The sequence below is a fragment of the Streptomyces sp. x-80 genome, from assembly GCF_046549095.1.
In the GTDB taxonomy this organism is placed as follows: Bacteria; Actinomycetota; Actinomycetes; order Streptomycetales; family Streptomycetaceae; genus Streptomyces; species Streptomyces celluloflavus.
The window spans coordinates 67,185-91,988 of record NZ_JAJPWM010000023.1 but is presented as its reverse complement, the minus strand read 5'-3'; the positions used below and the strand labels follow the sequence as shown (position 1 = coordinate 91,988).

Annotated in this window: 22 protein-coding genes and 1 pseudogene; 17 read left to right on the top strand and 6 right to left on the bottom strand. The window is 71.4% G+C overall.

Annotated features, from left to right (window positions below; translation table 11 throughout):
* Positions 1-12: 12 nt before the first annotated feature.
* Together wrbA and leuE are read right to left on the bottom strand one after the other, a co-directional pair.
* Complete coding sequence (wrbA, locus tag ACLJWH_RS34815) at positions 13-633, bottom strand: NAD(P)H:quinone oxidoreductase (protein WP_411145850.1); 621 nt, start codon at positions 631-633, stop codon at positions 13-15.
* Positions 634-853: 220 nt separating this feature from the next.
* Positions 854-1,582, bottom strand: a complete 729-nt coding sequence (leuE, locus tag ACLJWH_RS34810) for a leucine efflux protein LeuE (RefSeq protein ID WP_411145790.1) — start codon at positions 1,580-1,582, stop codon at positions 854-856.
* A gap of 115 nt (positions 1,583-1,697) precedes the next feature.
* On the opposite strand from leuE, the gene ACLJWH_RS34805 reads away from it, so the two are divergent.
* A complete protein-coding gene (locus ACLJWH_RS34805) occupies positions 1,698-2,456 on the top strand; it encodes a MerR family transcriptional regulator (RefSeq protein WP_411145789.1) in 759 nt (252 codons plus the stop codon).
* Positions 2,457-2,552: 96 nt separating this feature from the next.
* Here the strand turns inward: ACLJWH_RS34805 and ACLJWH_RS34800 are convergent, their stop codons facing one another.
* Entirely contained in the window at positions 2,553-2,921 is a 369-nt protein-coding gene (locus ACLJWH_RS34800; RefSeq protein WP_052861483.1) for a YbjQ family protein, read from the bottom strand.
* A 318-nt stretch (positions 2,922-3,239) separates the two neighbouring features.
* Here ACLJWH_RS34800 and ACLJWH_RS34795 point away from each other — a divergent pair, with 318 nt between their 5' ends.
* Together ACLJWH_RS34795 and ACLJWH_RS34790 are read left to right on the top strand one after the other, a co-directional pair.
* Positions 3,240-3,962 (top strand): DedA family protein, encoded by a 723-nt coding sequence (locus ACLJWH_RS34795; protein WP_411145788.1) that lies wholly within the window; start codon positions 3,240-3,242, stop codon positions 3,960-3,962.
* Positions 3,963-4,126: 164 nt separating this feature from the next.
* Entirely contained in the window at positions 4,127-5,941 is a 1,815-nt protein-coding gene (locus tag ACLJWH_RS34790; protein WP_411145787.1) for a threonine/serine exporter family protein, read from the top strand.
* Positions 5,942-6,089: 148 nt separating this feature from the next.
* On the opposite strand, the gene ACLJWH_RS34785 is transcribed toward ACLJWH_RS34790, so the two are convergent.
* On the bottom strand, positions 6,090-6,584 hold the full coding sequence (locus ACLJWH_RS34785) for an inorganic diphosphatase (protein ID WP_003968257.1): 495 nt from the start codon (positions 6,582-6,584) through the stop codon (positions 6,090-6,092).
* An 86-nt stretch (positions 6,585-6,670) separates the two neighbouring features.
* On the opposite strand from ACLJWH_RS34785, the gene dacB reads away from it, so the two are divergent.
* The 6 genes from dacB to folE all read left to right on the top strand — a co-directional run bounded on the left by dacB (position 6,671) and on the right by folE (position 14,403).
* Positions 6,671-8,278, top strand: coding sequence for a D-alanyl-D-alanine carboxypeptidase/D-alanyl-D-alanine-endopeptidase (dacB, locus tag ACLJWH_RS34780; RefSeq protein ID WP_411145786.1), 1,608 nt, complete (start codon positions 6,671-6,673; stop codon positions 8,276-8,278).
* 139 nt (positions 8,279-8,417) lie between these two features.
* Entirely contained in the window at positions 8,418-9,563 is a 1,146-nt protein-coding gene (locus ACLJWH_RS34775) for a zinc-dependent metalloprotease (protein WP_094793866.1), read from the top strand.
* A 191-nt stretch (positions 9,564-9,754) separates the two neighbouring features.
* Positions 9,755-10,762 (top strand): tRNA lysidine(34) synthetase TilS, encoded by a 1,008-nt coding sequence (gene tilS / locus ACLJWH_RS34770; RefSeq protein ID WP_411145785.1) that lies wholly within the window; start codon positions 9,755-9,757, stop codon positions 10,760-10,762.
* An 88-nt stretch (positions 10,763-10,850) separates the two neighbouring features.
* Entirely contained in the window at positions 10,851-11,390 is a 540-nt protein-coding gene (gene hpt / locus ACLJWH_RS34765; protein WP_411145849.1) for a hypoxanthine phosphoribosyltransferase, read from the top strand.
* A 285-nt stretch (positions 11,391-11,675) separates the two neighbouring features.
* On the top strand, positions 11,676-13,691 hold the full coding sequence (ftsH, locus tag ACLJWH_RS34760; protein ID WP_411145784.1) for an ATP-dependent zinc metalloprotease FtsH: 2,016 nt from the start codon (positions 11,676-11,678) through the stop codon (positions 13,689-13,691).
* 106 nt (positions 13,692-13,797) lie between these two features.
* A complete protein-coding gene (gene folE, locus ACLJWH_RS34755; protein WP_411145783.1) occupies positions 13,798-14,403 on the top strand; it encodes a GTP cyclohydrolase I FolE in 606 nt (201 codons plus the stop codon).
* Positions 14,404-14,478: 75 nt separating this feature from the next.
* Here the strand turns inward: folE and ACLJWH_RS34750 are convergent, their stop codons facing one another.
* On the bottom strand, positions 14,479-15,594 hold the full coding sequence (locus ACLJWH_RS34750; RefSeq protein WP_411145782.1) for an alpha/beta hydrolase: 1,116 nt from the start codon (positions 15,592-15,594) through the stop codon (positions 14,479-14,481).
* A 142-nt stretch (positions 15,595-15,736) separates the two neighbouring features.
* Here ACLJWH_RS34750 and ACLJWH_RS34745 point away from each other — a divergent pair, with 142 nt between their 5' ends.
* The 6 genes from ACLJWH_RS34745 (at position 15,737) to ACLJWH_RS34720 (ending at position 21,381) form a co-directional block, all read left to right on the top strand.
* Complete coding sequence (locus ACLJWH_RS34745) at positions 15,737-17,578, top strand: phosphatidylglycerol lysyltransferase domain-containing protein (RefSeq protein ID WP_411145781.1); 1,842 nt, start codon at positions 15,737-15,739, stop codon at positions 17,576-17,578.
* A 312-nt stretch (positions 17,579-17,890) separates the two neighbouring features.
* Positions 17,891-18,811, top strand: coding sequence for a dihydropteroate synthase (gene folP, locus ACLJWH_RS34740; RefSeq protein ID WP_411145780.1), 921 nt, complete (start codon positions 17,891-17,893; stop codon positions 18,809-18,811).
* A 115-nt stretch (positions 18,812-18,926) separates the two neighbouring features.
* The gene (locus tag ACLJWH_RS34735; protein WP_411145779.1) at positions 18,927-19,433 is read left to right on the top strand and encodes a nuclear transport factor 2 family protein; all 507 of its coding nucleotides are present in this window, start codon (positions 18,927-18,929) and stop codon (positions 19,431-19,433) included.
* Between the two features lie 365 nt (positions 19,434-19,798).
* Complete coding sequence (gene folB / locus ACLJWH_RS34730; protein ID WP_052861500.1) at positions 19,799-20,158, top strand: dihydroneopterin aldolase; 360 nt, start codon at positions 19,799-19,801, stop codon at positions 20,156-20,158.
* Positions 20,155-20,751 carry a 2-amino-4-hydroxy-6-hydroxymethyldihydropteridine diphosphokinase gene (folK, locus tag ACLJWH_RS34725; RefSeq protein ID WP_381682195.1) on the top strand — a complete coding sequence of 199 codons (597 nt, stop codon included), beginning with the start codon at positions 20,155-20,157 and terminating at the stop codon, positions 20,749-20,751. Before folB ends, folK begins: the two co-directional genes overlap by 4 nt.
* 147 nt (positions 20,752-20,898) lie before the next feature.
* Complete coding sequence (locus ACLJWH_RS34720) at positions 20,899-21,381, top strand: DUF3180 domain-containing protein (protein WP_411145778.1); 483 nt, start codon at positions 20,899-20,901, stop codon at positions 21,379-21,381.
* A 126-nt stretch (positions 21,382-21,507) separates the two neighbouring features.
* Here the strand turns inward: ACLJWH_RS34720 and ACLJWH_RS34715 are convergent, their stop codons facing one another.
* Entirely contained in the window at positions 21,508-22,737 is a 1,230-nt protein-coding gene (locus ACLJWH_RS34715; RefSeq protein ID WP_411145777.1) for an ABC transporter ATP-binding protein, read from the bottom strand.
* 137 nt (positions 22,738-22,874) lie between these two features.
* Between ACLJWH_RS34715 and ACLJWH_RS34710 the strand changes: the two genes are divergently transcribed.
* Together ACLJWH_RS34710 and ACLJWH_RS34705 are read left to right on the top strand one after the other, a co-directional pair.
* Positions 22,875-23,627: an ABC transporter permease gene (locus ACLJWH_RS34710; RefSeq protein ID WP_411145776.1), complete on the top strand. Its 753-nt coding sequence runs from the start codon at positions 22,875-22,877 to the stop codon at positions 23,625-23,627.
* Positions 23,628-23,630: 3 nt separating this feature from the next.
* Positions 23,631-24,398 (top strand): annotated as a pseudogene (locus ACLJWH_RS34705) (ABC transporter permease); the annotation flags it as partial.
* Positions 24,399-24,804 lie beyond the last annotated feature (406 nt).

Genomic DNA, 24,804 nt, shown 5'->3' with positions numbered 1-24,804 from the left:
CTGGAGCTACCCTCAACCGGCCATTGAAAGACCGGTTTTGATGGCTTTGGTGAATTTCACGACACGCTCCGCCTGGATCCGGGCGGCGGTATGGGCGTCCTCGTCGACCGGGGTCTCCGGGCCGCCGACGTGCGAGGTGCCGTACGGATTCCCGTCGGTGAACTTCGCCGGGTCCGTATAGCCGGGCGGGACGAGGATGCCGCCGAAGTGGTGGACGGTGTGGTAGAGCGCGAGCAGGGTGGACTCCTGGCCGCCGTGCCGGGTCGCGGACGCGGTGAACCCGCTGTAGACCTTGTCGGCCAGCCGGCCCTGCTGCCAGAGCCCGCCCAGGGTGTCGATGAACTGCTTGAGCTGGGACGTCACATTGCCGAAGCGGGTGGGGGAGCCGAAGATCACCGCGTCCGCCCAGAGCATGTCCTCATGGGTGGCCTCCAGGATGTCGGCGGTGGCGGCGGCGTTCGCCGCCCAGGCCGGGTTCGAGTCGATCGCGGTCTGCGGTGCCAGTTCGGCGACCCGGCGCAGCCGCACCTCGGCGCCCGCGTGCTCGGCGGCGTCCGCGATCTGCTGGGCGAGCCGGGCGACGGTGCCGGTCGCGGAGTAGTAGATGACGGCGACGTTCACGTGGGCGGGCACGGGTGTATCGGGCATGGGCACACCTCCTGGGGCCCGACAATACGGGCATAGGGGGTATGGAGGGCTTTTTGGTCGCCTCGCGTTCGGGTGTCCGTCCGGCCGGGGCCGAGGTCCGGCGCCGGGTCCGGGTGTTCGTCCGGATCCGGGACCGGGTCTGAGGCGCCCGGCCCCGGCCCTCGGTAGCCGCCCCGGGCGCCCCGGGCCGCTTCCGGTCGCCCCGTCAGCCCGTGCTGGCCAGTGACAGCTTCGCCGCGAAGCCGAGGAAGGCCGCGCCGGCCCCCGCCGACAGACCGGCCGTCAGCCGCTTGCGGCGGCGGAAGGTCGCCGCCAGGAACGTCCCGCTGAAGATCAGGACCGACAGATAGGTGAAGCTGAACAGCTGCGCCCAGGCGCCCAGCGTCAGGAACGACAGCACCGGATGCGCATAGGCCGGGTCCACGAACTGCACGAAGAACGAGATGAAGAAGAGGATCGCCTTCGGGTTGAGCAGGCTGACCACCAGCGCCCTGCGGTACGGCCGCTCGACGGCCCCCTTCGGCGCCGGGGACCCGGCCGCGGGCCGCTCCTCGGCGGTGGCGGCCGTCCCCGTGGCCGTACCCTCCGCGGTCGCCGTGGCCGCGGCGCGCGCCGCGTGCCGGGTGTCGCGCCCCCGCCACAGCTTCCAGGCACCGCGCAGCATCCCGAACGCCAGCCACGAGAGGTACCCCGCTCCGGCGAACTTCACGATCGCGAACAGCACCGGGCTGGTCTGGAGCAGCGAGGCCACCCCGCCCGCCGACAGCGTCATCAGCACCGTGTCGCCGCAGAGCACCCCGGCCGCCGCCCGGTACGCCACCCGCGGCCCGAGCCGGGCCGCCACCGAGACGACGTACAGCGAGTTCGGCCCCGGCAGCAGGATGATCAGGGCCAGTCCCGCCAGGTACGTAGAAAGATCCGTTATCCCCACCATGAGCGGCAGGATCCCACCCCCGGACCGGCCGCCCCACCCGCCTTTCAGTATCCGGACTTGCACCTCACGCGGCGTGAGGACGCATCGTGGAGCGCGGAACGAGAAAGGAGCGGACGTGAGCTACTCCGTAGGACAGGTCGCCGGGTTCGCCGGGATCACGGTGCGCACCCTGCACCACTACGACGAGATCGGGCTGCTGGTACCCGGCGAGCGCCGGCACGCGGGTCACCGGCGCTACGGCGAGGCCGATCTGGACCGGCTCCAGCAGATCCTGTTCTACCGGGAGCTCGGCTTTCCGCTCGACGAGGTCGCGGCCCTCCTGGACGACCCCGGCGCGGATCCGTACGAGCATCTGCGGCGCCGGCACGACCTGCTGACCGCGCGCATCGGGAAACTCCAGGAGATGGCCGCGGCCGTCGAACACGCCATGGAGGCACGGAAAATGGGCATCACCCTCACCCCTGAGGAAAAGTTCGAGGTCTTCGGCGACTTCGACCCGGACGCGTACACCGGGGAGGTCGAGGAGCGCTGGGGCGCCACCGACGCCTACCAGCAGTCACAGCGCAGGACGGCGTCGTACGGCAAGGCGGACTGGCTGCGGATCCAGGAGGCGGCGGACGACCTCAACCGGCGTTTCGCGGCGCTGATGGAGACCGGCGCCGAGCCGGAATCGGCGGCGGCGATGGACCTCGCCGAGGAGCACCGGCAGCAGATCACCGGCAACTTCTACGACTGCACGTATGAGATCCACACCTGTCTCGCCGAGATGTACGTGGCGGATGCACGCTTCACCGCCACGTACGACGCGGTCAAGGCGGGGTACGCGGCCTATCTGCGGGAGGCGATTCTCGCCAACGCGGTCCGAGGGCTGTGATCCGCCAGCGGTGATCCGCCCTGTCCGAGATCCGCCGGCTGTGCTCGCGTACGGGCCGGGCTGTCCGCCCGGTCCGTACGCCCGCGCGAGGCGCGCTCAGCTCTTGGGGGCGAGCACCACCGCGGTCCCGTAGGCGCACACCTCGGTGCCCACGTCGGCCGCCTCCGTGACGTCGAAGCGGAACATCAGCACCGCGTTCGCGCCGCGCGCGCGGGCCTGCTCCACCAGCCGTTCCATCGCCTGGTTGCGGGTCTCGACCAGGGTCTTGGTCAGGCCCCGCAGCTCGCCGCCGAGCATCGACTTCAGGCCCGCGCCGATCTGGCTGCCGAGGTGCCGCGAGCGCACCGTCAGCCCGAAGACCTCGCCGATCACCTGCTGCACATGGAATCCGGGGACGTCGTTGGTCGTCACCACCAGAACGTCGGCCTGGGGCGGCTGCCCGCCGCTGTACTCCTCGATGCCCATGGCGCGCACCTCCTTACGGCCAGCATCACCCGGCCCGGCGGGACCGGCCACCGGTCGCGGTGCGCGGGACGGCGGACCGGGAGGAGCGGCGGGGACTGACGCGGGGGAGGGAGAGGCGGGGGAGCGGCGGGGAGAAGCGCGGGGAAGGGCGTGGCGCGAGGGCCGGAACGGGGCGGGGCGGTGGCCGGGGGGCCGACTGGAACGAAGGGGGTTCACCCGGCGTTGATAGCTTTGGCCGCGCACACCGCGCCTGTCACCTGTTCGTCTCCCCCTCCGTACCCTTCATTCCGGCGCCCTCGACCCAGGAGCCTTCACCCCGTGAATACTCTCGCGCTCGGCCCCGCGTGGCTGGACCCGGACTATCTCATCGCGACATTCGGCCTGATCGGCGTCCTGATCATCGTCTTCGCGGAGTCCGGTCTGCTGATCGGGTTCTTCCTCCCGGGCGACTCGCTCCTGTTCACCACCGGCCTGCTGGTGACGGCGGGCAAGCTGGACAAGCCGCTCTGGCTGGTGTGCGGGCTGGTCGTGCTGGCCGCGGTCCTCGGTGACCAGGCGGGCTATCTCTTCGGCCGCAAGGTCGGCCCGTCGCTCTTCAAGCGCCCGGACTCCAAGCTCTTCAAGCAGGAGAACGTCGAGAAGGCGCACGCGTTCTTCGAGAAGCACGGACCGAAGTCGCTGATCCTGGCCCGTTTTGTGCCGATCGTGCGGACCTTCACGCCGATCATCGCGGGCGTGAGCCGGATGAACTACCGCTCCTTCCTCGTCTTCAACATCATCGGCGGCACCCTCTGGGGCGCCGGAGTGACGCTGCTCGGCGCCGCTCTGGGCAACATCGAGTTCGTCCACAAGCACATCGAGCTGATCCTGGTCGCGATCGTGCTGATCTCCGTGGTGCCGGTCGTCATCGAGCTCCTCCGGGCCCGCGGCAAGGCGAAGAAGGAGGCCGCGGCGGGGACGCCGGGACCGGTCGCCGACGAGTTCGCGCCGCGGCCGGCGGCGGTGTCCGACGGCCGCCGCGGGCGGCACGCCAAGCGCTGATTCCCGGGAGTGCGCCGGGCCGCACCCCGTGCGCCCCACACTCCCCGTCCGCACCCGTACACGCCCGCACATCTCAACGGGTACCCCCCGCCCCGCGCGCTCGCCCCCGGCATCAGGCATCGTGTCCTTGACGGTCTGCGGAGGCGTACGAGGAGCGGAGAGACGTGGCGTCGGACCCAGAGCGCGGCCAGCACGGCACAAACGGCACGAACGGCACGCCGCCCTCCGGCAAGGACGCGAGGCGTGCGCGGAACGGCAGCGGCGGCGGGCGGAGCGGTGGCGCCCGCGGCGGTACCGCGGACCACGGCGGTATCCCCGAGGAGCGCCGGCCGGAGGAGGTGCGCAAACCGCACCCCGAGGAGGTGCGCAGCGCCTTCACCCCGCCCCTGGGCGTGCCGTACCCGCCGCTCCCCGAGGACGAGAGCCCCACCTCCGAGTTCGCGCTGCCGCAGGGCCTGCGGCCGGAGACGCACGCCGAGGAGGAGGGCTCGGCGTTCGCGCCGCCCGGCAGCACCACCGGCCAGACGCCGCTGCCCGGCGGCTACGCCTTCACCCCGCCGCACGGCGTCCCCCTCATCAGTCTCACCAAGGAAGCCCCTTGGCAGGACCGGATGCGGACCATGCTGCGGATGCCGATCGGCGAGCGCCCCGTCCCCGAGCGGGCCGAGCGCGCCGACGAGACCGGCCCCGCCGTGCCGCGCGTCCTCGACCTCACGCTGCGTATCGGCGAGATCCTGCTGGCCGGCGGCGAGGGCGCCGAGGACGTCGAGGCCGCGATGTTCGGTGTCGCGCACGCCTACGGGCTGGAGCGCGTCGAGCCGACCGTCACCTTCACCCTGCTGTCGATCTCCTACCAGCCGTCGCTGGTCGACGACCCGGTGACGGCCAGCCGGACGGTTCGGCGCCGCGGCGTCGACTACACCCGGCTGTCCGCGGTCTTCCGGCTCGTCGACGACATCACCTCCGAGGGCATCACCCTCGAAGAGGCGTACCGCGGTCTCGCCGAGATACGCCGTAACCGGCACCCCTATCCGAGCTGGGCGCTGACGCTCGCTTCCGGGCTGCTCTCCGGCGGCGCGAGCATGCTGGTCGGCGGCGGGCTGCTGGTGTTCCTCGCGGCGGCGGTGGGCTCGATGCTCGGCGACCGGCTGGCCTGGCTCGCCTCCGGCCGCGGACTGCCGGAGTTCTACCAGTTCGTGGTCGCCGCGATGCCGCCCGCCGCGATGGGCGTCGCCTTCGGCCTGGTGCACGCCAATGTGCAGGCGTCCGCGGTGATCACCGGCGGGCTGTTCGCGCTGATCCCGGGACGGGCGCTGGTCGCCGGTGTCCAGGACGGCCTGACCGGCTACTACATCACCGCCTCCGCCCGGCTGCTGGAGGTCGGCTACCTCATCGTCGGCATCGTCGTCGGCGTCCTCACCGTGCTCTATTTCGGTCTGCAACTGGACCCCGGACTCAAGCGGCTCAGCCCGCAGCAGTCGCTGGCGGCCTACAACGTGCCGGTGGTGCAGATCATCGCGTCCATGCTGCTGGCGCTGGCGTTCTGCGTGCTGCTCCAGCAGGAACGTCACACCGTGCTGTTCGCGACCGTCAACGGCGGTGTCGCCTGGGTCGTCTACGGGGCGCTCGCCAACGTCGCCCACGTGAACGCGGTGCCCGCCACCGCCATCGCGGCCGGTCTGGTCGGCCTCTTCGGCCAGCTGCTCTCCCGTTACCGCTACGCCTCCGCGCTGCCGTACGTCACCGCGGCCATCGGCCCGCTGCTGCCCGGTAGCGCCACGTACTTCGGGCTGCTCAACTTCGCCCAGGGCAATATGCAGGACGGCCTCACCTCGCTGATCAAGGCCGTCTCGCTGGCACTGGCCATCGCCGTCGGGGTCAACCTCGGCAGCGAGACGGCCCGGCTGTTCCTGCGGGCGCCGGGCGCCGAGGAACCGGGCGCCGGGCGCCGCGCCGCCAAGCGCACCCGGGGCTTCTGACGGCGCCGGCCCCGTCCGCGGCGGCCGGCACGCACGACGGGCGGCACCCCGAGTGGGTGCCGCCCGTTCGCGTACGAAAATCAGCGTGCGTGGCCCGGCGCGCGGCGGTCAGGAAGAGCCGCCGGACGCCCGGCCACCGGCCGCGGTGTCAGTGCGCGCCGCCCTGCGCCTCCAGGCGCTTGTACGACGCCTCGATCTCGGCCTCGGCCTCGGCGCGGCCGACCCAGTCGGCGCCCTCGACGGACTTGCCGGGCTCCAGGTCCTTGTAGACCTCGAAGAAGTGCTGGATCTCCAGGCGGTCGAACTCCGACACGTGGTGGATGTCGCGCAGGTGCTCCACGCGCGGGTCGGACGCCGGGACGCACAGCAGCTTGTCGTCGCCGCCGGCCTCGTCGGTCATCCGGAACATGCCGATCGCACGGCACTTGATGAGACAGCCGGGGAAGGTCGGCTCGTCCAGGATGACGAGGGCGTCCAGCGGGTCGCCGTCCTCGCCCAGGGTGTTCTCGACAAAGCCGTAGTCGGCCGGGTAGCTGGTCGAGGTGAAGAGTCGACGGTCCAGGCGGATGCGACCGGTCTCGTGGTCCACCTCGTACTTGTTCCGCGAACCCTTCGGGATCTCGATGGTGACGTCGAACTCCACGGGTGGCTCCTCCATGATCAACACATACGTCTGGTGGTTAAGTGTCCCCCACGCAGGTGTGTGGTGGCGAAAGGGGCTGGTCCGAAGTGCCGGAGACCAGATCGTGGCAGGTCAGATGGCAGTCGGCGCAGCGATCGGCGAGGGCGGCGGGGGACGCCGCGCTCCGGGGGTGGCGCGCCGCTCCCCGCCGTACGCGCCAGACCTGGCGGCTGACGGCGGTGTCCGCCGCCACCGGTCTGGCCGTCGCGGGCGGTGCGGTGGCGGTGTCCGGGCCGTGGGACGCCGGCCAGCGTACGGCCGAGCGGGCCGTGGCGGCCGGGGCCGAGTCCGGCGGCGAACGGCACGGTGCGGGGCCGGAGCCGGTCCGCAGCGCGCCCCCGGTGCTGTCCGCACTCGGCGGGTCCGCGCACGGCGGCCCCGGCCGCGCCGGGGCGCCCCTGCCCACCGGCGCGGGGCTGGCCGATGCGCTCGCCCCGCTGCTGAAGGACCCGGCGCTCGGCCCGCTGCGCACCGCCTCCGTACGGGACGTCGCCGCCGGCCGCGAGGTGTTCGGCGTCCGGGCGGACGAGCCCGCCACCCCCGCCTCCACGGTCAAGCTCGCCGTCGCCGTCGCCGCGCTCTCCGCGCTCGGCCCCGACCACCGCATCGCCACCACCGTCGTGGACGGCACCGGGAAAGCCGGGAAAGCCGGGCAGGCGGGGGAGGCGAGGGACGCCGGGAAGGCCGGGGACACCGGGAAACACCGCATCGTCCTGGTCGGCGGCGGCGACCCGACGCTCACCGCCCACGCGCCGAAACCGGGCCCCGCCGCCGACCGGCCCGCGAATCTGCGCACCCTCGCCGAGGACACCGCCCGCGCCCTCAAGCAGCGGGGGACCACCACCGTCACGCTCGGCTACGACACCTCGGCCTACTCCGGACCGGACCAGCACCCCATCGGCCCCAACGAGAACATCGCCCCCGTCAGTGCACTGATGGCCGACGAGGCCCGCCTGGACGACAGCGAATACGGCACCGCGCCGCGCGACGCCGCCCCGGCCGTCGCCGCCGCCCGCGCCTTCGCCGGGCAGCTGCGCGAGCGCGGTATCACCGTCGACGGCGACCCGACCGCCGCCCGCGCCCCCCAGCAGGCCGGCCGGATCGCCACCGTCCACTCGCTGCCGCTCGCCGCCCTCGTCGAGCGGATGCTCATCCACAGTGACAACGACATCGCCGAGGGCCTGGCCCGGCAGACCGCCATCGCCGCGGGCAAGCCCGCCAGTTTCGCGGGCGCCGGCACCGCCGTACGCGACGCGCTGGCCGCCCGGCACCTCCCGCTGACCGGCGCCGTCTTCGCGGACGGCAGCGGCCTGGACCGCGACGACCGGGTCTCCGCCGGGCTGCTCTCCCGTCTGCTGCTGGACGCCTCCTCGGCCGGCCATCCCGAACTGCGCTCCGTCGTCACCGGCCTGCCGGTGGCCGGTTTCACCGGCACCCTCAGCGGGCGCTATCCGGACAAGAGCTCCGGCGCCGGCACCGTACGTGCCAAGACCGGCACCCTGACCGGTGTGAACACCCTGGCCGGCACCGTCGTCGACGCCGACGGACGCCAGCTGGTCTTCGCGTTCATGACCAGCGGCACCACCGATCCCCAGGGCGCCCAGAAGGCCCTGGACGCCCTCGCCTCGGCGGTGGCGGAGTGCGGGTGCCGCTGACTCCCGCTCGCTCCGCGGCGCGAGTGACGGGAGTGGCGGAAGGGCACGGCCCCCGCCGCGGCCTGCGGCGCCGGACCCGATACCGGCGAGAACCCCAAGTCGGCTACCCCCGGGCGGGGCGGCCACGTACCGTGAACTCATGACGAGCCTTGGTGGTGCGGAGATGGTCGACTGGAATCTCGCGGTGGCGACCGCGACCAGGTTCGTACGGCCTGGTCCAGAGGTGAGCAGGGACGAGGCGCGGGCGATCGTCGCCGAGCTGCGCAGGCACGCCAAGTCCTCCGAACAGCACGTCCGCGCGTTCACGCGGATGGCGCAGCCCGGCGCGACGGGCGAGGCGCCCCACGACACCCCGGTCCTCGTGGTGGACCGGGCCGGCTGGATCAAGGCGAATGTCGCCGGTTTCCGGGCGGTCCTCAAGCCCCTGCTGGCCAAGATGGCGGACCGCCGCGCGACGGTCCCCGGCGGCGCGGTGCTCGGCGCGGTCGGCGGCAAGGTGACCGGCGTCGAACTGGGCATGCTGCTGTCGTTCCTGTCCTCCCGGGTCCTGGGCCAGTACGAGACGTTCGCGCCCCCCTCCCGCGATCTGCCGGCCGGGGCCCAGGGCGGCCGGCTGCTGCTCGTCGCGCCGAACATCGTGCACGTCGAGCGCGAGCTGGAGGTCGACCCGCACGACTTCCGGCTGTGGGTGTGCCTCCACGAGGAGACCCACCGCACCCAGTTCACCGCCGTACCGTGGCTGCGCGACCACATCGAGGGCGAGATCCAGTCGTTCCTCGGCGAGACCGACATCGACCCCGGCGCCCTCCTGGAGCGGCTGCGCGAGGCCGCCCAGTCGCTGGTCGGCGCCAAGCCCGAGGGCGAAGCGGGCGAGGAGGACGAGCGCAGCTTCACCGACCTCGTCCAGACCCCGGCCCAGCGCGAGATCCTCGGCCGGCTGACCGCCGTGATGTCGCTGCTCGAAGGCCATGCCGACTACGTCATGGACGGGGTGGGTCCCGAGGTGGTGGGCTCCGTCGCCGAGATCCGTGAGAAGTTCCAGAAGCGCCGGGCCAGCGGCGCGGGCCGGCTCGACCAGGCGCTGCGCAAGCTGCTCGGCCTGGATGCCAAGCTGCGCCAGTACCGCGACGGCGAGCGGTTCGTCCGCGCGGTCGCCGAGGAGGTCGGCATGGACGGTTTCAACCGCGTCTGGACCTCGCCGAACACCCTCCCCACCAAGCAGGAGATCGCCAAACCGGCGGACTGGATCGCGCGGGTGCATCGCAAAGCGGACGGGGCACCGTAAGGCAGCGGCGTGAGCTGGGCACGCCGCACGGCAGAAGAGCGCCCCTTTTATCACCCGTCTGAGGGACCGTGACCGATGGATAGGCGTGCAATGCTCGGGGAACTGCTCGCCTCTGTCACCATCTAGGCACTCTGTGTGACGAATCCGCGTCCACGGCCCGAGGCACCCCAGCTGAACGATTGGAATCGGACATGGGTCCCCATCCAGCGGTCGCCGCGATACGCCTGGCGGTCCGCCGCGTACTCCACGACGTACTGAACCAGCACTGCACCCAGGACCGCCGCGACCCCCCGCTCGTCCTCGTCGCGTGCTCCGGCGGCGCCGACTCCATGGCGCTGGCCTCCGCCCTCACCTTCGAAGCCCCCCGGCTGGGCGTACGCGCCGGGGGCATCACCGTCGACCACGGCCTCCAGGAGGGCTCGGACCTCCGTGCCGCCGAGGTCGCCCTGCGGCTGCGGGCCCTGCGGCTCGACCCCGTCGAGGCCGTCACCATCCGCGTCGGCAGGGACGGCGGCCCCGAAGCCGCCGCCCGGGACGCCCGCTACGCCGCCCTGGACGCCGCCGCGGAGCGCCACGGCGCCGCCGCGGTCCTCCTCGGCCACACCCGCGACGACCAAGCGGAAACGGTGCTGCTCGGCCTCGCCCGGGGCTCCGGTACCCGCTCGCTCTCCGGTATGGCCGCCACCACCGGCCGCAACGGCCGCTACCGCCGCCCCTTCCTGGAACTGGACCGGCAGACCGCCCGCAAGGCGTGCCTGATGCAGTCCCTGCCCGTCTGGGACGACCCGCACAACGCCGACCCCGCCTACACCCGCTCCCGGCTGCGCCACGAAGGACTGCCCGCGCTGGAGAAAGCGCTCGGCAAGGGCGTCGTCGAGGCGCTCGCCCGGACCGCCCAGCTCTCCCGCGACGACGCCGATGCCCTGGACGCCTGGGCCGCCGACGCCGAGCGCACCGTGCTCGACGACTCCGGCGCCCTGGACGTCGCCGCCCTCTTCGCCCTGCCCGCCGCGGTACGCCGCCGAGTGCTGCGCCGGGCCGCCATCGGCGCCGGTTCCCCCGCCGGTTCCCTCTTCGCCCGCCACATCGAAGAAGTGGACCGGCTGATCACGGCCTGGCGCGGTCAGGGCGCCATCAACCTCCCCGGGCGAGTAGGTGTGCGACGCCAGGGTGGCAGACTGGTGATTCGGCAGGGCTGAGCCGCAGGGCGCCGCCCCGCTTTCATGAGTCTGACGACTGGCATGAACACCGAACCAAACGAGAGTGGCACGGGTGGACGACAAGGACATGGGCGCCGACCTTCAGTCGGTACTCATCAGCAAAAAAGAGATCGACGAGAAGCTGGCCGAACTGGCCGCGAAGATCGACGCGGAGTACGCGGGCAAGGACCTGCTCATCGTCGGTGTCCTCAAGGGCGCGGTGATGGTGATGGCGGACCTGGCGCGCGCGCTGTCCACCCCCGTCACGATGGACTGGATGGCCGTGTCCTCCTACGGCGCGGGCACCCAGTCCTCCGGCGTGGTCCGCATCCTCAAGGACCTCGACACCGACATCAAGGGCAAGCACGTCCTGATCGTCGAGGACATCATCGACTCCGGTCTGACGCTGTCGTGGCTGCTGTCCAACCTCGGCTCGCGCGAGCCCGCCTCTCTTGAGGTCTGCACGCTGCTGCGCAAGCCGGACGCCGCCAAGGTCGCCATCGACGTGAAGTGGATCGGCTTCGACATCCCCAACGAGTTCGTCGTCGGCTACGGCCTCGACTTCGCGGAGAAGTACCGCAACCTGCCGTTCGTCGGCACCCTCGCACCGCACGTCTACGGCGGCTGAGGCGGCACCACCACTCGCCGGTCACCGTGGCCGGCCGAGGGCCCGGACCCCGTCCCTGCCGGGCGGTGGGAACCCCCCGGGGGCTCCGGCCGTTGGAACAGGGAAGGACGGAATCCCAGGCCGCTTTGTTCACCGTGGGCGGCGGCGTCGGGTGACAATGCTGGGGTACCGTCCGATGGCAGTCTTTTTTCGGGCCAGTAATACACCGTACGCACGACCAGCTCTCCACAGGGCTGTTGTGCCTCACTGTGGCAGGAGGGACGGGGCCTCAGCGGCTCCGTATGGATGGACGTGAAGCGATACTTCCGTGGGCCGGTCATGTGGATCGTGCTGGCCGTCCTCGCCGTGGTCGTGTTGATGCAGGTCGTCGGCTCGTCCGGCGGCTACAAGACGGTGGACACCGGTCAGGTCGTCAAGGCGATCGCTGACAACAAGGTGAAATCCGCCGAGCTGACGACCGGCGACGAGAACAAGATCAAGATCGAGTTGTCGGGTGACAACAAGATCGATGGCTCCAACAAGCTCCAGGCGAGCTACATCGGCGACCAGGGCGTCGACGTGGCGAAGAACCTGCAAGCCAAGTACCAGACGGGTGAGATCAAGGACGGGTACACCGTCGCTCCGTCGAAGCAGAACCCGTTCGTCGGCGTGCTGCTCTCGCTGCTCCCCTTCGTCCTCATCGTCGTCGTCTTCCTGTTCCTGATGAATCAGATGCAGGGCGGCGGCTCCCGGGTCATGCAGTTCGGGAAGTCGAAGGCGAAGCTGATCACCAAGGACACCCCCAAGACGACCTTCTCGGACGTCGCCGGGGCCGACGAGGCGGTCGAGGAGCTCCACGAGATCAAGGAGTTCCTCCAGGAGCCGGCGAAGTTCCAGGCCGTCGGCGCCAAGATCCCCAAGGGCGTGCTGCTGTACGGCCCGCCCGGTACGGGCAAGACGCTGCTCGCCCGCGCCGTGGCCGGCGAGGCCGGTGTGCCGTTCTACTCGATCTCCGGCTCCGACTTCGTCGAGATGTTCGTCGGTGTCGGTGCCTCCCGGGTGCGCGACCTCTTCGAGCAGGCCAAGGCGAACGCCCCGGCGATCGTCTTCGTCGACGAGATCGACGCCGTCGGCCGGCACCGCGGTGCGGGCCTGGGCGGTGGCCACGACGAGCGCGAGCAGACGCTCAACCAGCTCCTCGTCGAGATGGACGGCTTCGATGTGAAGGGCGGCGTGATCCTCATCGCCGCCACCAACCGCCCGGACATCCTCGACCCGGCGCTGCTGCGCCCCGGCCGCTTCGACCGGCAGATCGCCGTCGACCGCCCGGACATGCAGGGCCGTCTCGAAATCCTCAAGGTGCACCAGAAGGGCAAGCCGGTCGCGCCGGACGTCGACCTCACGGCCGTCGCCAAGCGCACCCCCGGCTTCACCGGCGCGGACCTGTCCAACGTCCTGAACGAAGCCGCGCTGCTGACGGCCCGCAGTGATGCGAAGCTGATCGACAACCACTTCCTGGACGAGGCGATCGACCGCGTCGTGGCCGGACCGCAGAAGCGGACCCGGATCATGTCCGACAAGGAGAAGAAGATCACCGCGTACCACGAGGGCGGACACGCCCTGGTCGCGGCGGCTTCCCCGAACTCCGACCCGGTCCACAAGATCACGATCCTGTCCCGCGGCCGGGCCCTGGGCTACACCATGGTCCTGCCCGACGAGGACAAGTACTCCACCACCCGCAACGAAATGCTCGACCAGCTGGCATACATGCTGGGCGGCCGCGCGGCGGAGGAGCTGGTCTTCCACGACCCGACCACGGGCGCCGCGAACGACATCGAGAAGGCCACCGCCACGGCCCGCGCGATGGTCACGCAGTACGGCATGACCGAGCGGCTCGGCGCGATCAAGTTCGGCACCGACAACTCCGAGCCCTTCCTGGGCCGCGAGATGGGTCACCAGCGCGACTACTCGGAAGAGGTCGCCGCGCTGGTCGACGAGGAAGTCAAGAAGCTCATCGAGACCGCGCACAACGAGGCGTGGGAGATCCTGGTCGAGAACCGCGATGTCCTCGACAACCTGGTCCTGACACTCCTGGAGAAGGAGACGCTGGGCAAGGACGAGATCGCCGAGGTCTTCAAGCACATCGTGAAGCGTCCGGCCCGCCCGGCGTGGACCGGCTCCTCGCGCCGTACGCCCTCGACCCGCCCGCCGGTGCTGTCGCCGAAGGAACTGGGTCCGGCCAACGGCTCCGTCCCGACGTCCGCCACCGTCTCCACGGAGAAGAAGACGGACACCCCCGAGGACAGCAGCTCCGAGAGCTGATCCGGAGCCGTCACCGGCCCCGGAATGAATGCCGCGCCCCACAGGTTTTAGCCTGGGGGCGCGGCATTCCGCGTTTCGAGCGGGCGCAGAAGGAGCGAGGCACCACATGACGGACCCCGTGACGCTGGACGGCGACGGCACGATCGGCGCATTCGACGAGAAACGCGCCGAGAACGCTGTACGCGAGCTGCTCATCGCGGTCGGCGAGGACCCCGACCGGGAGGGGTTGCTGGAGACGCCGGCCCGGGTCGCCCGCGCGTACAAGGAGATCTTCGCCGGGCTGTGGCAGGAGCCGGCGGACGTGCTGACGACGACGTTCGACATCGGCCATGACGAAATGGTGCTGGTCCGGGACATCGAGGTGTTCTCGACCTGTGAGCACCACCTGGTGCCCTTCCACGGCGTCGCGCATGTCGGCTACATCCCGTCCGCCGACGGAAAGATCACCGGGCTCTCCAAGCTCGCCCGCCTCGTGGACGTCTACGCCCGCCGCCCGCAGGTGCAGGAGCGGCTCACGACGCAGATAGCCGACTCCCTGATGCAGATACTGGAGCCGCGCGGCGTGATCGTCGTCGTGGAGTGCGAGCACATGTGCATGTCGATGCGCGGTATCCGCAAGCCGGGCGCCAAGACCATCACCTCGGCGGTCCGCGGCCAGCTGCGGGACGCCGCGACCCGCTCCGAGGCGATGAGCCTGATCATCGGCCGCTGACCCGCGCGGGGCCGCTGCGCAAAGGGCCGGGGGCCGTGGCTGGTGCCACGGCCCCCGGCCCTACGGGGTGTCACCTCAGACGCTGAGACGGCCGCCGAGCCATTCCAGGGCGGCGGGGATCTCGCGGCGCCAGGTGTTGAAGTTGTGGCCGCCGCTGTCGAGGATGATCGAGGAGACACGGGACGGTGACCTGGTCTGCTCGATGAAACTGAGCGTGTCCTTGTAGTTCTCCTCGCCGTGCTTGCTGCTGGTGACCAGCAGACTGACCGGCGGGGCGGGCAGATGCTTCTGGCGCCACATCAGATCGTTCTCCCGCTCCAGCTTCTTGCTGCCGCCGAAAAGATCACCGGTGGTGGCATCGATCGGGGCCTTGTAGGCGCCGGAGAGGGCGACCGCGGTGGAGAAGTCATTCGGGTGCCGCATGGTCATCTTCAGCGCGCAGTAGCCGCCGGTCGAGTCGCCGATGATGCCCCAGCTCTTGGCTTTCTCCCCTATTCGGTAGTGCTCCGAGAGGTTCGCGCGCAAGTCCTTGGTGAAGAACGTCTCGGTCTGCGGCCCATTCGGTATGTCGACGCATTCGGTGTCGCGGGGCGGCGCGACGGTCGGCCGCATCATCACCAGGACCGTCGGCTGCATCTTGTTTTCCCGCAGCAGATCATGCTGCGTCTGCGGGAAGTGCAGCTTCTTGTAGAGGGCCTCGGCCGTGCCCGGGTAGCCGGTGAGGACCACGGACGCCGGGAACTTCTTCTTCGCGTACTTCGCCTGGAAGTACTGCGGCGGCAGATAGACGAACGCCGGACTGGTGATCTTGGACTTCGCACCGCGCACGAGGACCTTGTCGATCCGGCCGCCCACCTCGGCGCGGGAACCACCGGGAACGCTGACGCGCTCGGTGCCCAGCATCTTCAGCTTCGTTCCGTCCGGCCCGGACTCGTAGTTGGTCACTACGCCCGGCTGCTGCTCCTGGCCGAAGAGGTCGGCCCAGGAGGCGTAGAAGCCGAAGGAATTGTTGGCGAACAGGCCGATCGACGCGAAGAGGGAGAGCTGGGTCGCGAGCAGCAGCCCGACGCGGCCGAGGACGGCGCGCCAGTTTCCCTTCGACAGACGGGGCCAGAGCCAAATGGTGAGGACGAAAAGTGCCACTGCGAGGAGGACGGCAAGAAGCAGCACTTTCTTGCTGGTGAGACCCATGTGGTGCTTTCTGCCGGGCGGCCGGTCCAACCGTGGCCGCTAATGGAACCCCGAGCCCTGAAACGCCGTCATACAGGGCGCAAAAAGTCCAGATGCTGCGACAAGGCTCGCATGTTCTCTCGACCGGGGCGACGGGAAAGTGATGTCTGACAGGCTAGATGGCGAAAAGTCGGAGACGGTTGCGTGGCGCACGCCACGCTGGCTCCGTGGACCTCGACCCGAATCGGTGCCGACCCTGATCGGTACGGCCGGAGCGGTCGTCGGCCTGCTGAACCTCGCGGCCGGTATGTTCCCGCGTTTCCGGCACAGCCGGGTGCACGCGCTGGCCGAGGTGCTGCCGGGCGCGGTGAGCCCGCTGGCGGCCGCCGCGTCGATCGTCGTCGGTATCCTCCTGCTCCTGCTGGCCCATGGGCTCAAGCGCCGTAAGCGGCGGGCCTGGGTGGCCGCGGTGGCGCTGCTCCCGGTGGGGATCGCCGCCCAGCTGGTGTACCGCCACTCCATTGCCGGCGCGGTGCTCTCCCTTCTGTTGCTGGTGTTCCTGGTGCGGCACCGCAGCGAGTTCGCGGCCCTCCCCGACCCGCGCAGCCGCTGGAAAGCCGTCGCCAACTTCATCGTCCTCGGCGGTGTGAGCTTCGCCATCGGCATGGTGATCGTCAGCTCCCACCCCCACAAGATCGTCGGCTCGCCCTCCTTCTGGGACAAGGCGCAGCACGTGCTGTGGGGCATGTTCGGCTTCGAGGGCCCGGTCGGCTACACGCACAAGGTCGACTACACCGTCGGCTACTCCCTCGGCGCCCTCGGCCTGCTGACCGTCGCCACCACCGCGTACCTCGCCTTCCGCCCCGAGCACCCGGTGGCCCGGCTGACCGCGGACGACGAGCAGCGGCTGCGCGAGCTGCTCGCCAAGCACGGCGGCCGGGACTCGCTCGGATACTTCGCGCTCCGCCGCGACAAGAGCGCCGTCTTCTCGCCGACCGGCAAGGCCGCGGTCTGCTACCGGGTGATATCGGGCGTGATGCTCGCGAGCGGCGACCCGATCGGCGACGTCGAGGCATGGCCGGGCGCCATCGAGCGCTTCATGGAGGAGGCGCGGGCGCACTCCTGGACGCCGGCCGTCACCGGGTGCAGCGAGACCGGTGGCCAGGTGTGGACCCGGGAGACCGGTATGGACGCCCTGGAGCTGGGCGACGAGGCGATCGTGGACGTCCCCGACTTCACCCTCTCCGGCCGCGCGATGCGCAACGTACGGCAGATGGTCAAGCGCATCGAGCGCAACGGCTACGAGACCCGCGTACGCCGGGTGCGGGATCTGGAGCCGGCGGAGCTGGCCCGCATCCAGCGGGCCGCGGACGCCTGGCGGGACACCGACACCGAGCGCGGCTTCTCCATGGCGCTCGGCCGTATCGACGCGGTGACCGACGGTGACGCGGTGATCGCGACCGCGCACCTGGCCCCCGCCGAGGGCGAGGAGGGCGGCCCGTTCGGCGACCTCAAGGCCATGCAGCACTACGTGCCCTGGGGCACCGACGGGATCTCCCTGGAGCTGATGCGCCGCGACCGCGGCGCCGACCCGGGGATGAACGAGCTGCTGATCGTCGCCTCGTTGCAGGCCGCACCGGATCTGAAGATCAAGCGGGTGTCGCTGAACTTCGCGGTGTTCCGCTCCTCTCTGGAGCGCGGCGAGAAGCTGGGCGCCGGGCCGGTCATCCGGATCTGGCGCGGGATGCTGGTCTTCCTCTCCCGCTGGTACCAGATCGAGTCGCTGTACAAGTTCAACGACAAGTTCCAGCCCCGCTGGGAGCCCCGCTTCGTCGTCTTCCGCAACAGCCGCGACATCCCGCGCATCGGCCTGGCGACGTTGCAGGCCGAGGGCTACCTGGAGCTGGGCCTGCCGCGCGTGCTGCGCCGCCGGAAGGGGACGGAGCCGCAGCCCTGCGCGCACACCGCGGAGGCGGCCCCGCCCGCGGTCGAGAAGGTGGCCTGAGGACCGTGCGCCGGGCGGCCGGAGAGCCGTCCGGCGGAGCGGGTCGCCCGGGGGGCGTACGGAGCCGGTTCGGGTTCCGTACGCCCCCGGGCACGTCGCGGGGCCGCCCGGCGCCCCGCCGTCCGGCCGCCCCGGCGGATGGCCGTCCGCCCGGCCGGCGCACGCCCTGGGGCGCGTCGGCACGGTGGCGCCCGCCCCGGCACACCCGGTACCGGGGTGCCCCGCCGCCGTACGACGCACCGCACCGGACGCCGCGGGCCCCGCCCTCCGGGCGAGCGGCGCCACCGTGACGACACGCCCTAGGCTTGTGCCATGAGTACCTTGCGTGGCCGGGTGGCCGGACTGCCGGACTGGGACCGCTGCGCGGTGATGGGCGTCGTCAACGTCACACCCGATTCGTTCTCCGACGGCGGCGAGTGGTTCGATCCGGAACTCGCGGTCAAACACGGCCTCGACCTGGTGGCCGAGGGCGCCGACGTGGTGGACGTGGGCGGCGAGTCGACCCGGCCGGGCGCGGCGCGGGTGGACGAGGCCGAGGAGCTGCGCCGGGTCGTCCCGGTCGTCCGGGAACTGGCCGCGGCCGGTGTCGTGGTGTCCGTCGACACGATGCGCGCGAGCGTCGCCGAGCAGGCCGTGGAGGCCGGTGCGCGGCTGGTCAACGACGTGAGCGGGGGCGCCGCCGACCCGGCGATGGTGCCGGTGGTGGCCGCGGCGTACGTCCCGTTCGTGGTGATGCACTGGCGCGGCCGGTCCATCGACATGAACAACCGTGCCGTCTACACCGACGTCGTCACGGAGGTCGTCGACGAGCTGGCGCAGAGCATGGAGCGCGCGGTGGCCGGCGGGGTGGACCCGGAGCGGATCGTGATCGACCCGGGCCTCGGTTTCGCCAAGGACGCCGGACACGATCTCGCCCTGGTCGCCCAGCTGGCGCGGCTGCGGGCGCTGGGCAGGCCGCTGCTGGTCGCCGCATCGCGGAAACGGTTCCTGGGCAGAGTGCTGGCGGGCGGCGTGGGAGCCGCTCCGCCGCCCGCGCGGGAGCGGGACGCCGCGACGGCGGCGGTGTCGGCGATCGTGGCGCGCGAGGGGGCCTGGGCGGTGCGCGTGCACGACGTCCGGGCCAGCGCGGACGCCGTACGGGTGGCCCGTGCGGTGGAGGGCGCGGCGCAGAGCACGGTGACCGGAACGGCCGGCACCGCTGGTACGGGAGCACGGGGGGGACGACAGGAATGACGAGCACGGTACCTACGACGGGCACGAGACGGACGACGGGCACGGCGCGTACGGCGGCGGGCCCGGCGGACACGGCAGTCAACGCGACCAACGTGACGGGAACGGTGTGAGCGGCTTGGGCCCACTGACGGACATCGAGCTGGTCGAACAGGCGAACACGACCCTGTACGAGACCATCGAGCGCGGCGATCACGAGGCGCTGTCCGAGCTCTGGCTGGAAGGCCAGGTCAGCGTGGTGCACCCGGGGTGGCCGGTGCTGCGCGGGCGCGGCGAGGTGCTCCGTTCGTACGCCCTGATCATGGCGAACACCGAGTACATCCAGTTCTTTCTGACGGACGTGGAGATCGACGTCATCGGCGACACCGCGCTGGTGACGTGCACCGAGAACATCCTCAGCGGCGGACCCGCCGAGGAGGACGGCTCGGTGGGCCCGCTGATCGGCCAACTGGTCGTGGCGACCAATGTCTTCCGGCGTACGGAAGCGGGCTGGCGGGTGTGGTCGCACCACGGGTCGCCGGTGCTGGCGGACCGCGAGGACGACGGGAACGGCGACGGCGACGAGGGGGAGGACGGGGACGCGTCCGGTCCGGCAGGCGGGGCGGGGGCGCCGGGCGGGGTGTGAACCGGTCCTCTTCGCCGGGCCCGTGCCGCGCCGTCCGGGGCGCCCGGGGCCTGCCGCCCCGGCGCCGCGTACCGGTCAGCGGCAGGGGTCAGCGGGGTGACCGGGGCGCACCCGTTCGAGCCAAGTCGGGGACGGGCAGGGGTGGGGTGTGGGGACAGGGGTAAGAGGCCGCGCGGGCGACCTCCCGGCCGGCTAGCAGCACTACGGGGCGTTGTCCATAGCCCCCATGGGCGAGCGTTGTCAGTGCTCGCAGGTAGATTCGATAAACGAGAGGGGCTGTGCGCCGGGTTTGACTGGTGCGTGCCCGGAATTTCCGACGATTCAGTGGTGCGGAAGTGCCAGTGAGACCAGTGGGAGTGATTCGCGTGGATCGTGTCGCGCTGCGTGGCCTGAAGGCCCGAGGGCACCACGGAGTGTTCCCCCGGGAGCGCGAGGAGGGCCAGACCTTCCTCGTCGATCTGGTGCTGGGTCTGGACACCCGCCCGGCGGCGGCCTCCGACGACCTCGCGAAGACCGTGCATTACGGGATCGTGGCCGAAGAGGTGGTGGCCGTCGTGGAGGGCGAGCCGGTCGACCTCATCGAGACCCTCGCCGAGCGGATCGCCGATCAGTGCCTCAAGCACGAGGGGGTACAGGAGGTGGAGGTGGTGGTGCACAAGCCGGACGCGCCGATCACCGTCCCCTTCGACGACGTGACCATCACCATCACCCGGAGCCGAGTATGAACACCAGCAGCGACCCGACCGTACAGCCGGTGCCCGCCTCCGTCGTGGAGCGCGTGGACGCCGCGGATGTGACGCTCTCCAACCCCAAACGCGCAGTGATCTCCCTCGGCAGCAATCTCGGCAACCGCCTGGAGACGCTCCAGGGTGCCATCGACGCCCTGGAGGACACCCCCGGCCTGCGGGTCAAGGCGGTCTCCCCCGTGTACGAGACCGAGCCGTGGGGCGTCGAGCCCGGTTCGCAGCCCACGTATTTCAACGCCGTGGTGCTGATCAAGACGACCCTGCCGCCGTCCTCCCTCCTGGAGCGCGGGCACGCCATCGAGGAAGCCTTCGAGCGGGTACGGGACGAGCGCTTCGGCCCGCGCACGATCGACGTCGACATCCTGGCGTACCAGGACGTGATCTCCGACGACCCGCAGCTGACGCTGCCGCACCCGCGGGCCCATGAGCGTGCGTTCGTCCTGGTGCCGTGGCACGACATCGACCCCGAGGCGGTCGTCCCCGGGCGCGGTGCGGTGGCCGAGCTGCTGGCGGCGGTCGGCCACGAGGGTGTGGTGCCGCGCGCGGACCTGGAACTGCGGCTGCCGGAGTAGCCGTTAAAGGATGTGGGCCGCTCGCGTTCGGCGCGGGTGCCCGCGGATGCGTACGGAACGCCTCCGGATGGCATGCATACATGGAAACGGCACACATGTATGGGGAACGGACGGAACGGCCATGACGGTGCGAAGGGCGATCGCTCGGTGAAGCAGCTACACATCAAGGTGCTGGTCGGGCTCTTCCTGGCGGCCGGGGCGCTGGCCTGGGCGGGCGCCCGGCTGTGGGACTCGCTGGGCACACTCCCGAGAGTGCCGGTGGCCGCGCCGATCGTGCTGGCACTGATCGCCGCCGTGCTGACCGCCACCGCGCTCTCGATCCGCTCCCGGCTGCGCGCACAGCGCGAGCGCCGGCCGGGCGCCAAGGGCGTGGATCCGCTGGTGGCCGCCCGTGCGGTGGTCTTCGGGCAGGCCAGCGCCCTGGTGGCGGCGCTGGTCGCCGGGCTGTACGGCGGCGTCGGGGTCTTCCTGCTGACCGCGGGGCTGGACGTCGCGACGCGCCGGGACCAGGCGATCTACGCCGGTTTCTCGGTCCTGGCGGGCGCGGCAGTGGTCGCGGCCGCACTCTTCCTCGAACGGATCTGCAAGCTTCCGGAGGACGACGACCACGCGGGCGCGACGCCGGCGTAACGGCGCCCGCGGCCGATGCGCCCGGCGCGGGCCGCGGCGGTGCCGTGGCCCGCGCCCCGTGCCCGCTGTCCGTGCGCGCGCCCCGCGTCGGCCGTCCCCGTACCGGCCGCCCCGGGGCCGCCCGGATCAGACGTCGTGGACGGTGTCGAGCGACACCTCGTCGCGGGCGATGTTCGCGGCGTCCGCGGTGGTGGAACGGCGCAGCGCCTCGTGCAGCCTGGCGGGGGTGAGGACGCCGAGGAAGCGGTCGCCGTCCAGGACGGCGATCCAGCCCGCGTCGTACTGGAGCATCGTGCTGAACGCCTGCTTGAGCGGGGCGCCGAGCGGCAGCCACGCGTCCATCCGCCGGGCGTGCGCACGGACGGTGGCACCCCGCGGGGCGCCGTCCGCGGCGGCTGCGGTGGCGGTGTCCTTCCCGGCGGCGGTGCTGCCCCCGGCCGCGGCCGCCCCAGTGAGCGTCGCCGCGGAGACCCAGCCGTGCAGATTGTCGTCGGCGTCGAGGACGACCGCCCAGGGGGCGCCGTCGGCGGACAGCCGGCCGGCCGCGTGGCGCACCTCGTCGTCGAGGTGGACGATCGGGGGCTGTTCGAGGTCGCCGGTCTCGACGGGGGTGACGGAGAGCCGCTTGAGCCCGCGGTCCGCGCCGACGAACTCGGCGGCGTACGGGGTCGCGGGGGCGCCCAGGACCGTCGCGGGGGTGTCGAACTGCTCGATGCGCCCCGCCCCGTAGACGGCGATGCGGTCACCGAGCCGGACCGCCTCCTCGATGTCGTGGGTGACGAAGAGCACCGTCTTGTGGAGCGTCGACTGGAGCCGCAGGAACTCGTTCTGGAGGTGCTCGCGGACGACCGGGTCGACGGCGCCGAACGGTTCGTCCATGAGGAGCACGGGCGGGTCGGCGGCCAGCGCGCGGGCGACGCCGACGCGCTGCCGCTGGCCGCCGGAGAGCTGGTCGGGGTAGCGGTCGCCGTAGGTGGCCGGGTCCAGGCCGACCAGGTCGAGGAGCTCGGCGGCGCGGGCACGGGCCTTCTTGCGCGGCCAGCCGAGGAGGTGCGGGACGGTGGCGGTGTTGTCCAGGATGGTCTTGTGGGGGAAGAGCCCGACCTGCTGGATGACATAGCCGATGCGGCGGCGCAGTTCGACGGGGTCGATGGCGGATATGTCGTCACCGTCGAGGTAGATCGTGCCGCTGGTGGGCTCGATGAGCCGGTTCACCATCTTCATCGTCGTGGTCTTGCCGCAGCCCGAGGGTCCGACGAGCGTGACCAGTTCGCCCTTGGCGACTTCGAAGGAGAGGTCGTCGACGGCGGTGGTGCCGTCGGCGTAGCTCTTGGTGACGTGGTCGAAGCGGATCATGATTCCCCATTGTGGGCAGGCGGTCGTGAACGCGGTGTGTCGAGTGGATGGCGGGCCGGGCCGATTGTCAGTGGTGGGGGATAGGGTCGCAGACAGTCACCGAAATTGTGAGCGACAGGGCGGGGGAGGTGACGACGATGGACGCCGGACCGAGCGCTCTTACGGTCGCGCAGGCCGCTGAGCAGAGCTGTTTGCAGGCGAACGACTGGATCTGCGGTGAGTACGTCCGCACCCGTGGCCACGAGCTGCTGGACGCGACCGTCCAGCACATCGGCATCACGGCCGTATCCGTGATCATCGGCCTGCTGGTGGCCTTTCCGCTGGCGCTGGTGGCCCGGCGCTGGCGGGCCGCGGCGGGGCCGGTCCTGGGGCTGACGACGGTGCTCTACACCGTCCCGTCCCTGGCCATGTTCGCGCTGCTGACCCCGGTCTTCGGGGTCTCGGCGGCGGTGGTGATCACCGGTCTGGTGATGTATTCGCTGACGATCCTGGTGCGGAACATCCTCGCCGGGCTGACGGCGGTGCCGGACGAGGTGCGGGAGGCGGCCCGCGGGATGGGGTACGGCGCCGCGCGGCTGCTGTTCGAGGTGGAACTCCCGCTGGCGCTCCCCGCGATGGTGGCCGGTCTGCGGATCGCGACGGTCTCGACGGTGGCCATGACGACGATCGGTTCGGTCGTCGGCTACGGCGGTCTGGGCAATCTCATAGCCAGCGGTATGGAGGGCTTCTTCAAGGCGGAGGTCCTGACGGCGACGGTGCTGTGCGTACTGCTGGCGCTGCTGGCCGACCTGCTGCTGATGGGCCTTCAGCGGCTGCTGACGCCCTGGACACGGACGCGGGCGAGGACGCGGGCCCGGCGCGGGGCGGGCACGACGAAGGCGGTGGCCTGAGCGATGGACGCGATCACGGGCGCGTGGCAGTGGCTGACGACGGCCGCCAACTGGGCCGGGGAGAAGGGCGTATGGCACCGGCTGGGCGAGCATGTCTACCTCAGCGCGCTGTGCCTGGTCATCTCCTGCCTGATAGCCCTGCCGGTGGCCCTCTGGCTGGGGCATATCGGCAAGGGCGGGGCGCTGGCGGTCAATATCTCCAACGTCGGGCGGGCGGTGCCGACCTTCGCGGTGCTGGTGCTCCTGACGCTCAGCCCGCTGGGGACGCACGGGGACTGGCCGACGATCATCGCGCTGGTGCTGTTCGCGGTGCCGCCGCTGCTGACCAACGCCTATGTGGGCATGCGGGAGGCGGACCGCGATGTGATCGAGGCGGCCCGGGGGATGGGCATGTCGGGGCCGCAGCTCCTGCTGCGGGTCGAGATACCCCTCGCCTACCCGCTGATCATGACCGGCCTGCGGTCGGCGACGGTGCAGGTGGTGGCCACGGCGACGCTGGCGGCACTGGCCGGCGGCGGGGGTCTGGGCCGGATCATCACCGCGGGCTTCGGCAACTACGACACCGCGCAGGTGGTCGCGGGCGCGCTGCTGGTGGCCGTGCTGGCGCTGGCCGTAGAGGGCGCCCTCGTCCTGGCGGACCGGTTCTTCGACCCGATGCGGGGGCGGCGGCGCGGGGCCCGTACGGCGGCGCGAGGCATGGCAGGGGGTACGGGGCGCGGCGATGCGGGTCCCGGGACGGGCTCCGGCACCGGCTCTGGCTCCAGTGTGCCCGGTGCGCCCGAGGGGTCGGCCGGGCCGGGCGGGGTTGGCGCGGCCCAGAGGTCCGGTGAGCCCCGCGGGCTGGGCGTGCCTGGTGTGACCGGTGGGTCCGGCCGCGGTGGGGATGCGGTCGCGTCGGGAAAACTCGCCTGACGCGGTGCCCCGACTTTGCCATGCTGCCGAGCGGTCCGGTCCGGTCCGTAGCGGTCCGGAGTGGTCCGGTCCCCGGTGGCCCGATGAGGGCCCTGGTCCCGGGCTTTCGACACCGAGTCTCCGTTACCCAGCCACCGTTACCCGGCCCTGTACCCAGCCCCGTTACCCGGTCCCGATACCGGTCCCCGTTTCCGATCACCACCTCACCCACCTGACCGCACTCGGCACGCTCCACCCAGCACCAGACCAGACCAGATCTGACCGA

Coding starts and splice junctions, on each gene's coding strand:
- folK (WP_381682195.1), top strand. CDS start 20,155: ATGAACACCAGCAGCGACCCGACCGTACAGCCGGTGCCCGCCTCCGTC.
- ACLJWH_RS34745 (WP_411145781.1), top strand. CDS start 15,737: ATGTCTGACAGGCTAGATGGCGAAAAGTCGGAGACGGTTGCGTGGCGC.
- ACLJWH_RS34710 (WP_411145776.1), top strand. CDS start 22,875: ATGGACGCCGGACCGAGCGCTCTTACGGTCGCGCAGGCCGCTGAGCAG.
- leuE (WP_411145790.1), bottom strand. CDS start 1,582: ATGGTGGGGATAACGGATCTTTCTACGTACCTGGCGGGACTGGCCCTG.
- folP (WP_411145780.1), top strand. CDS start 17,891: ATGAGTACCTTGCGTGGCCGGGTGGCCGGACTGCCGGACTGGGACCGC.
- tilS (WP_411145785.1), top strand. CDS start 9,755: ATGGGTCCCCATCCAGCGGTCGCCGCGATACGCCTGGCGGTCCGCCGC.
- ACLJWH_RS34750 (WP_411145782.1), bottom strand. CDS start 15,594: ATGGGTCTCACCAGCAAGAAAGTGCTGCTTCTTGCCGTCCTCCTCGCA.
- ftsH (WP_411145784.1), top strand. CDS start 11,676: ATGGACGTGAAGCGATACTTCCGTGGGCCGGTCATGTGGATCGTGCTG.
- folE (WP_411145783.1), top strand. CDS start 13,798: ATGACGGACCCCGTGACGCTGGACGGCGACGGCACGATCGGCGCATTC.
- hpt (WP_411145849.1), top strand. CDS start 10,851: ATGGGCGCCGACCTTCAGTCGGTACTCATCAGCAAAAAAGAGATCGAC.
- ACLJWH_RS34800 (WP_052861483.1), bottom strand. CDS start 2,921: ATGGGCATCGAGGAGTACAGCGGCGGGCAGCCGCCCCAGGCCGACGTT.
- ACLJWH_RS34715 (WP_411145777.1), bottom strand. CDS start 22,737: ATGATCCGCTTCGACCACGTCACCAAGAGCTACGCCGACGGCACCACC.
- ACLJWH_RS34775 (WP_094793866.1), top strand. CDS start 8,418: ATGACGAGCCTTGGTGGTGCGGAGATGGTCGACTGGAATCTCGCGGTG.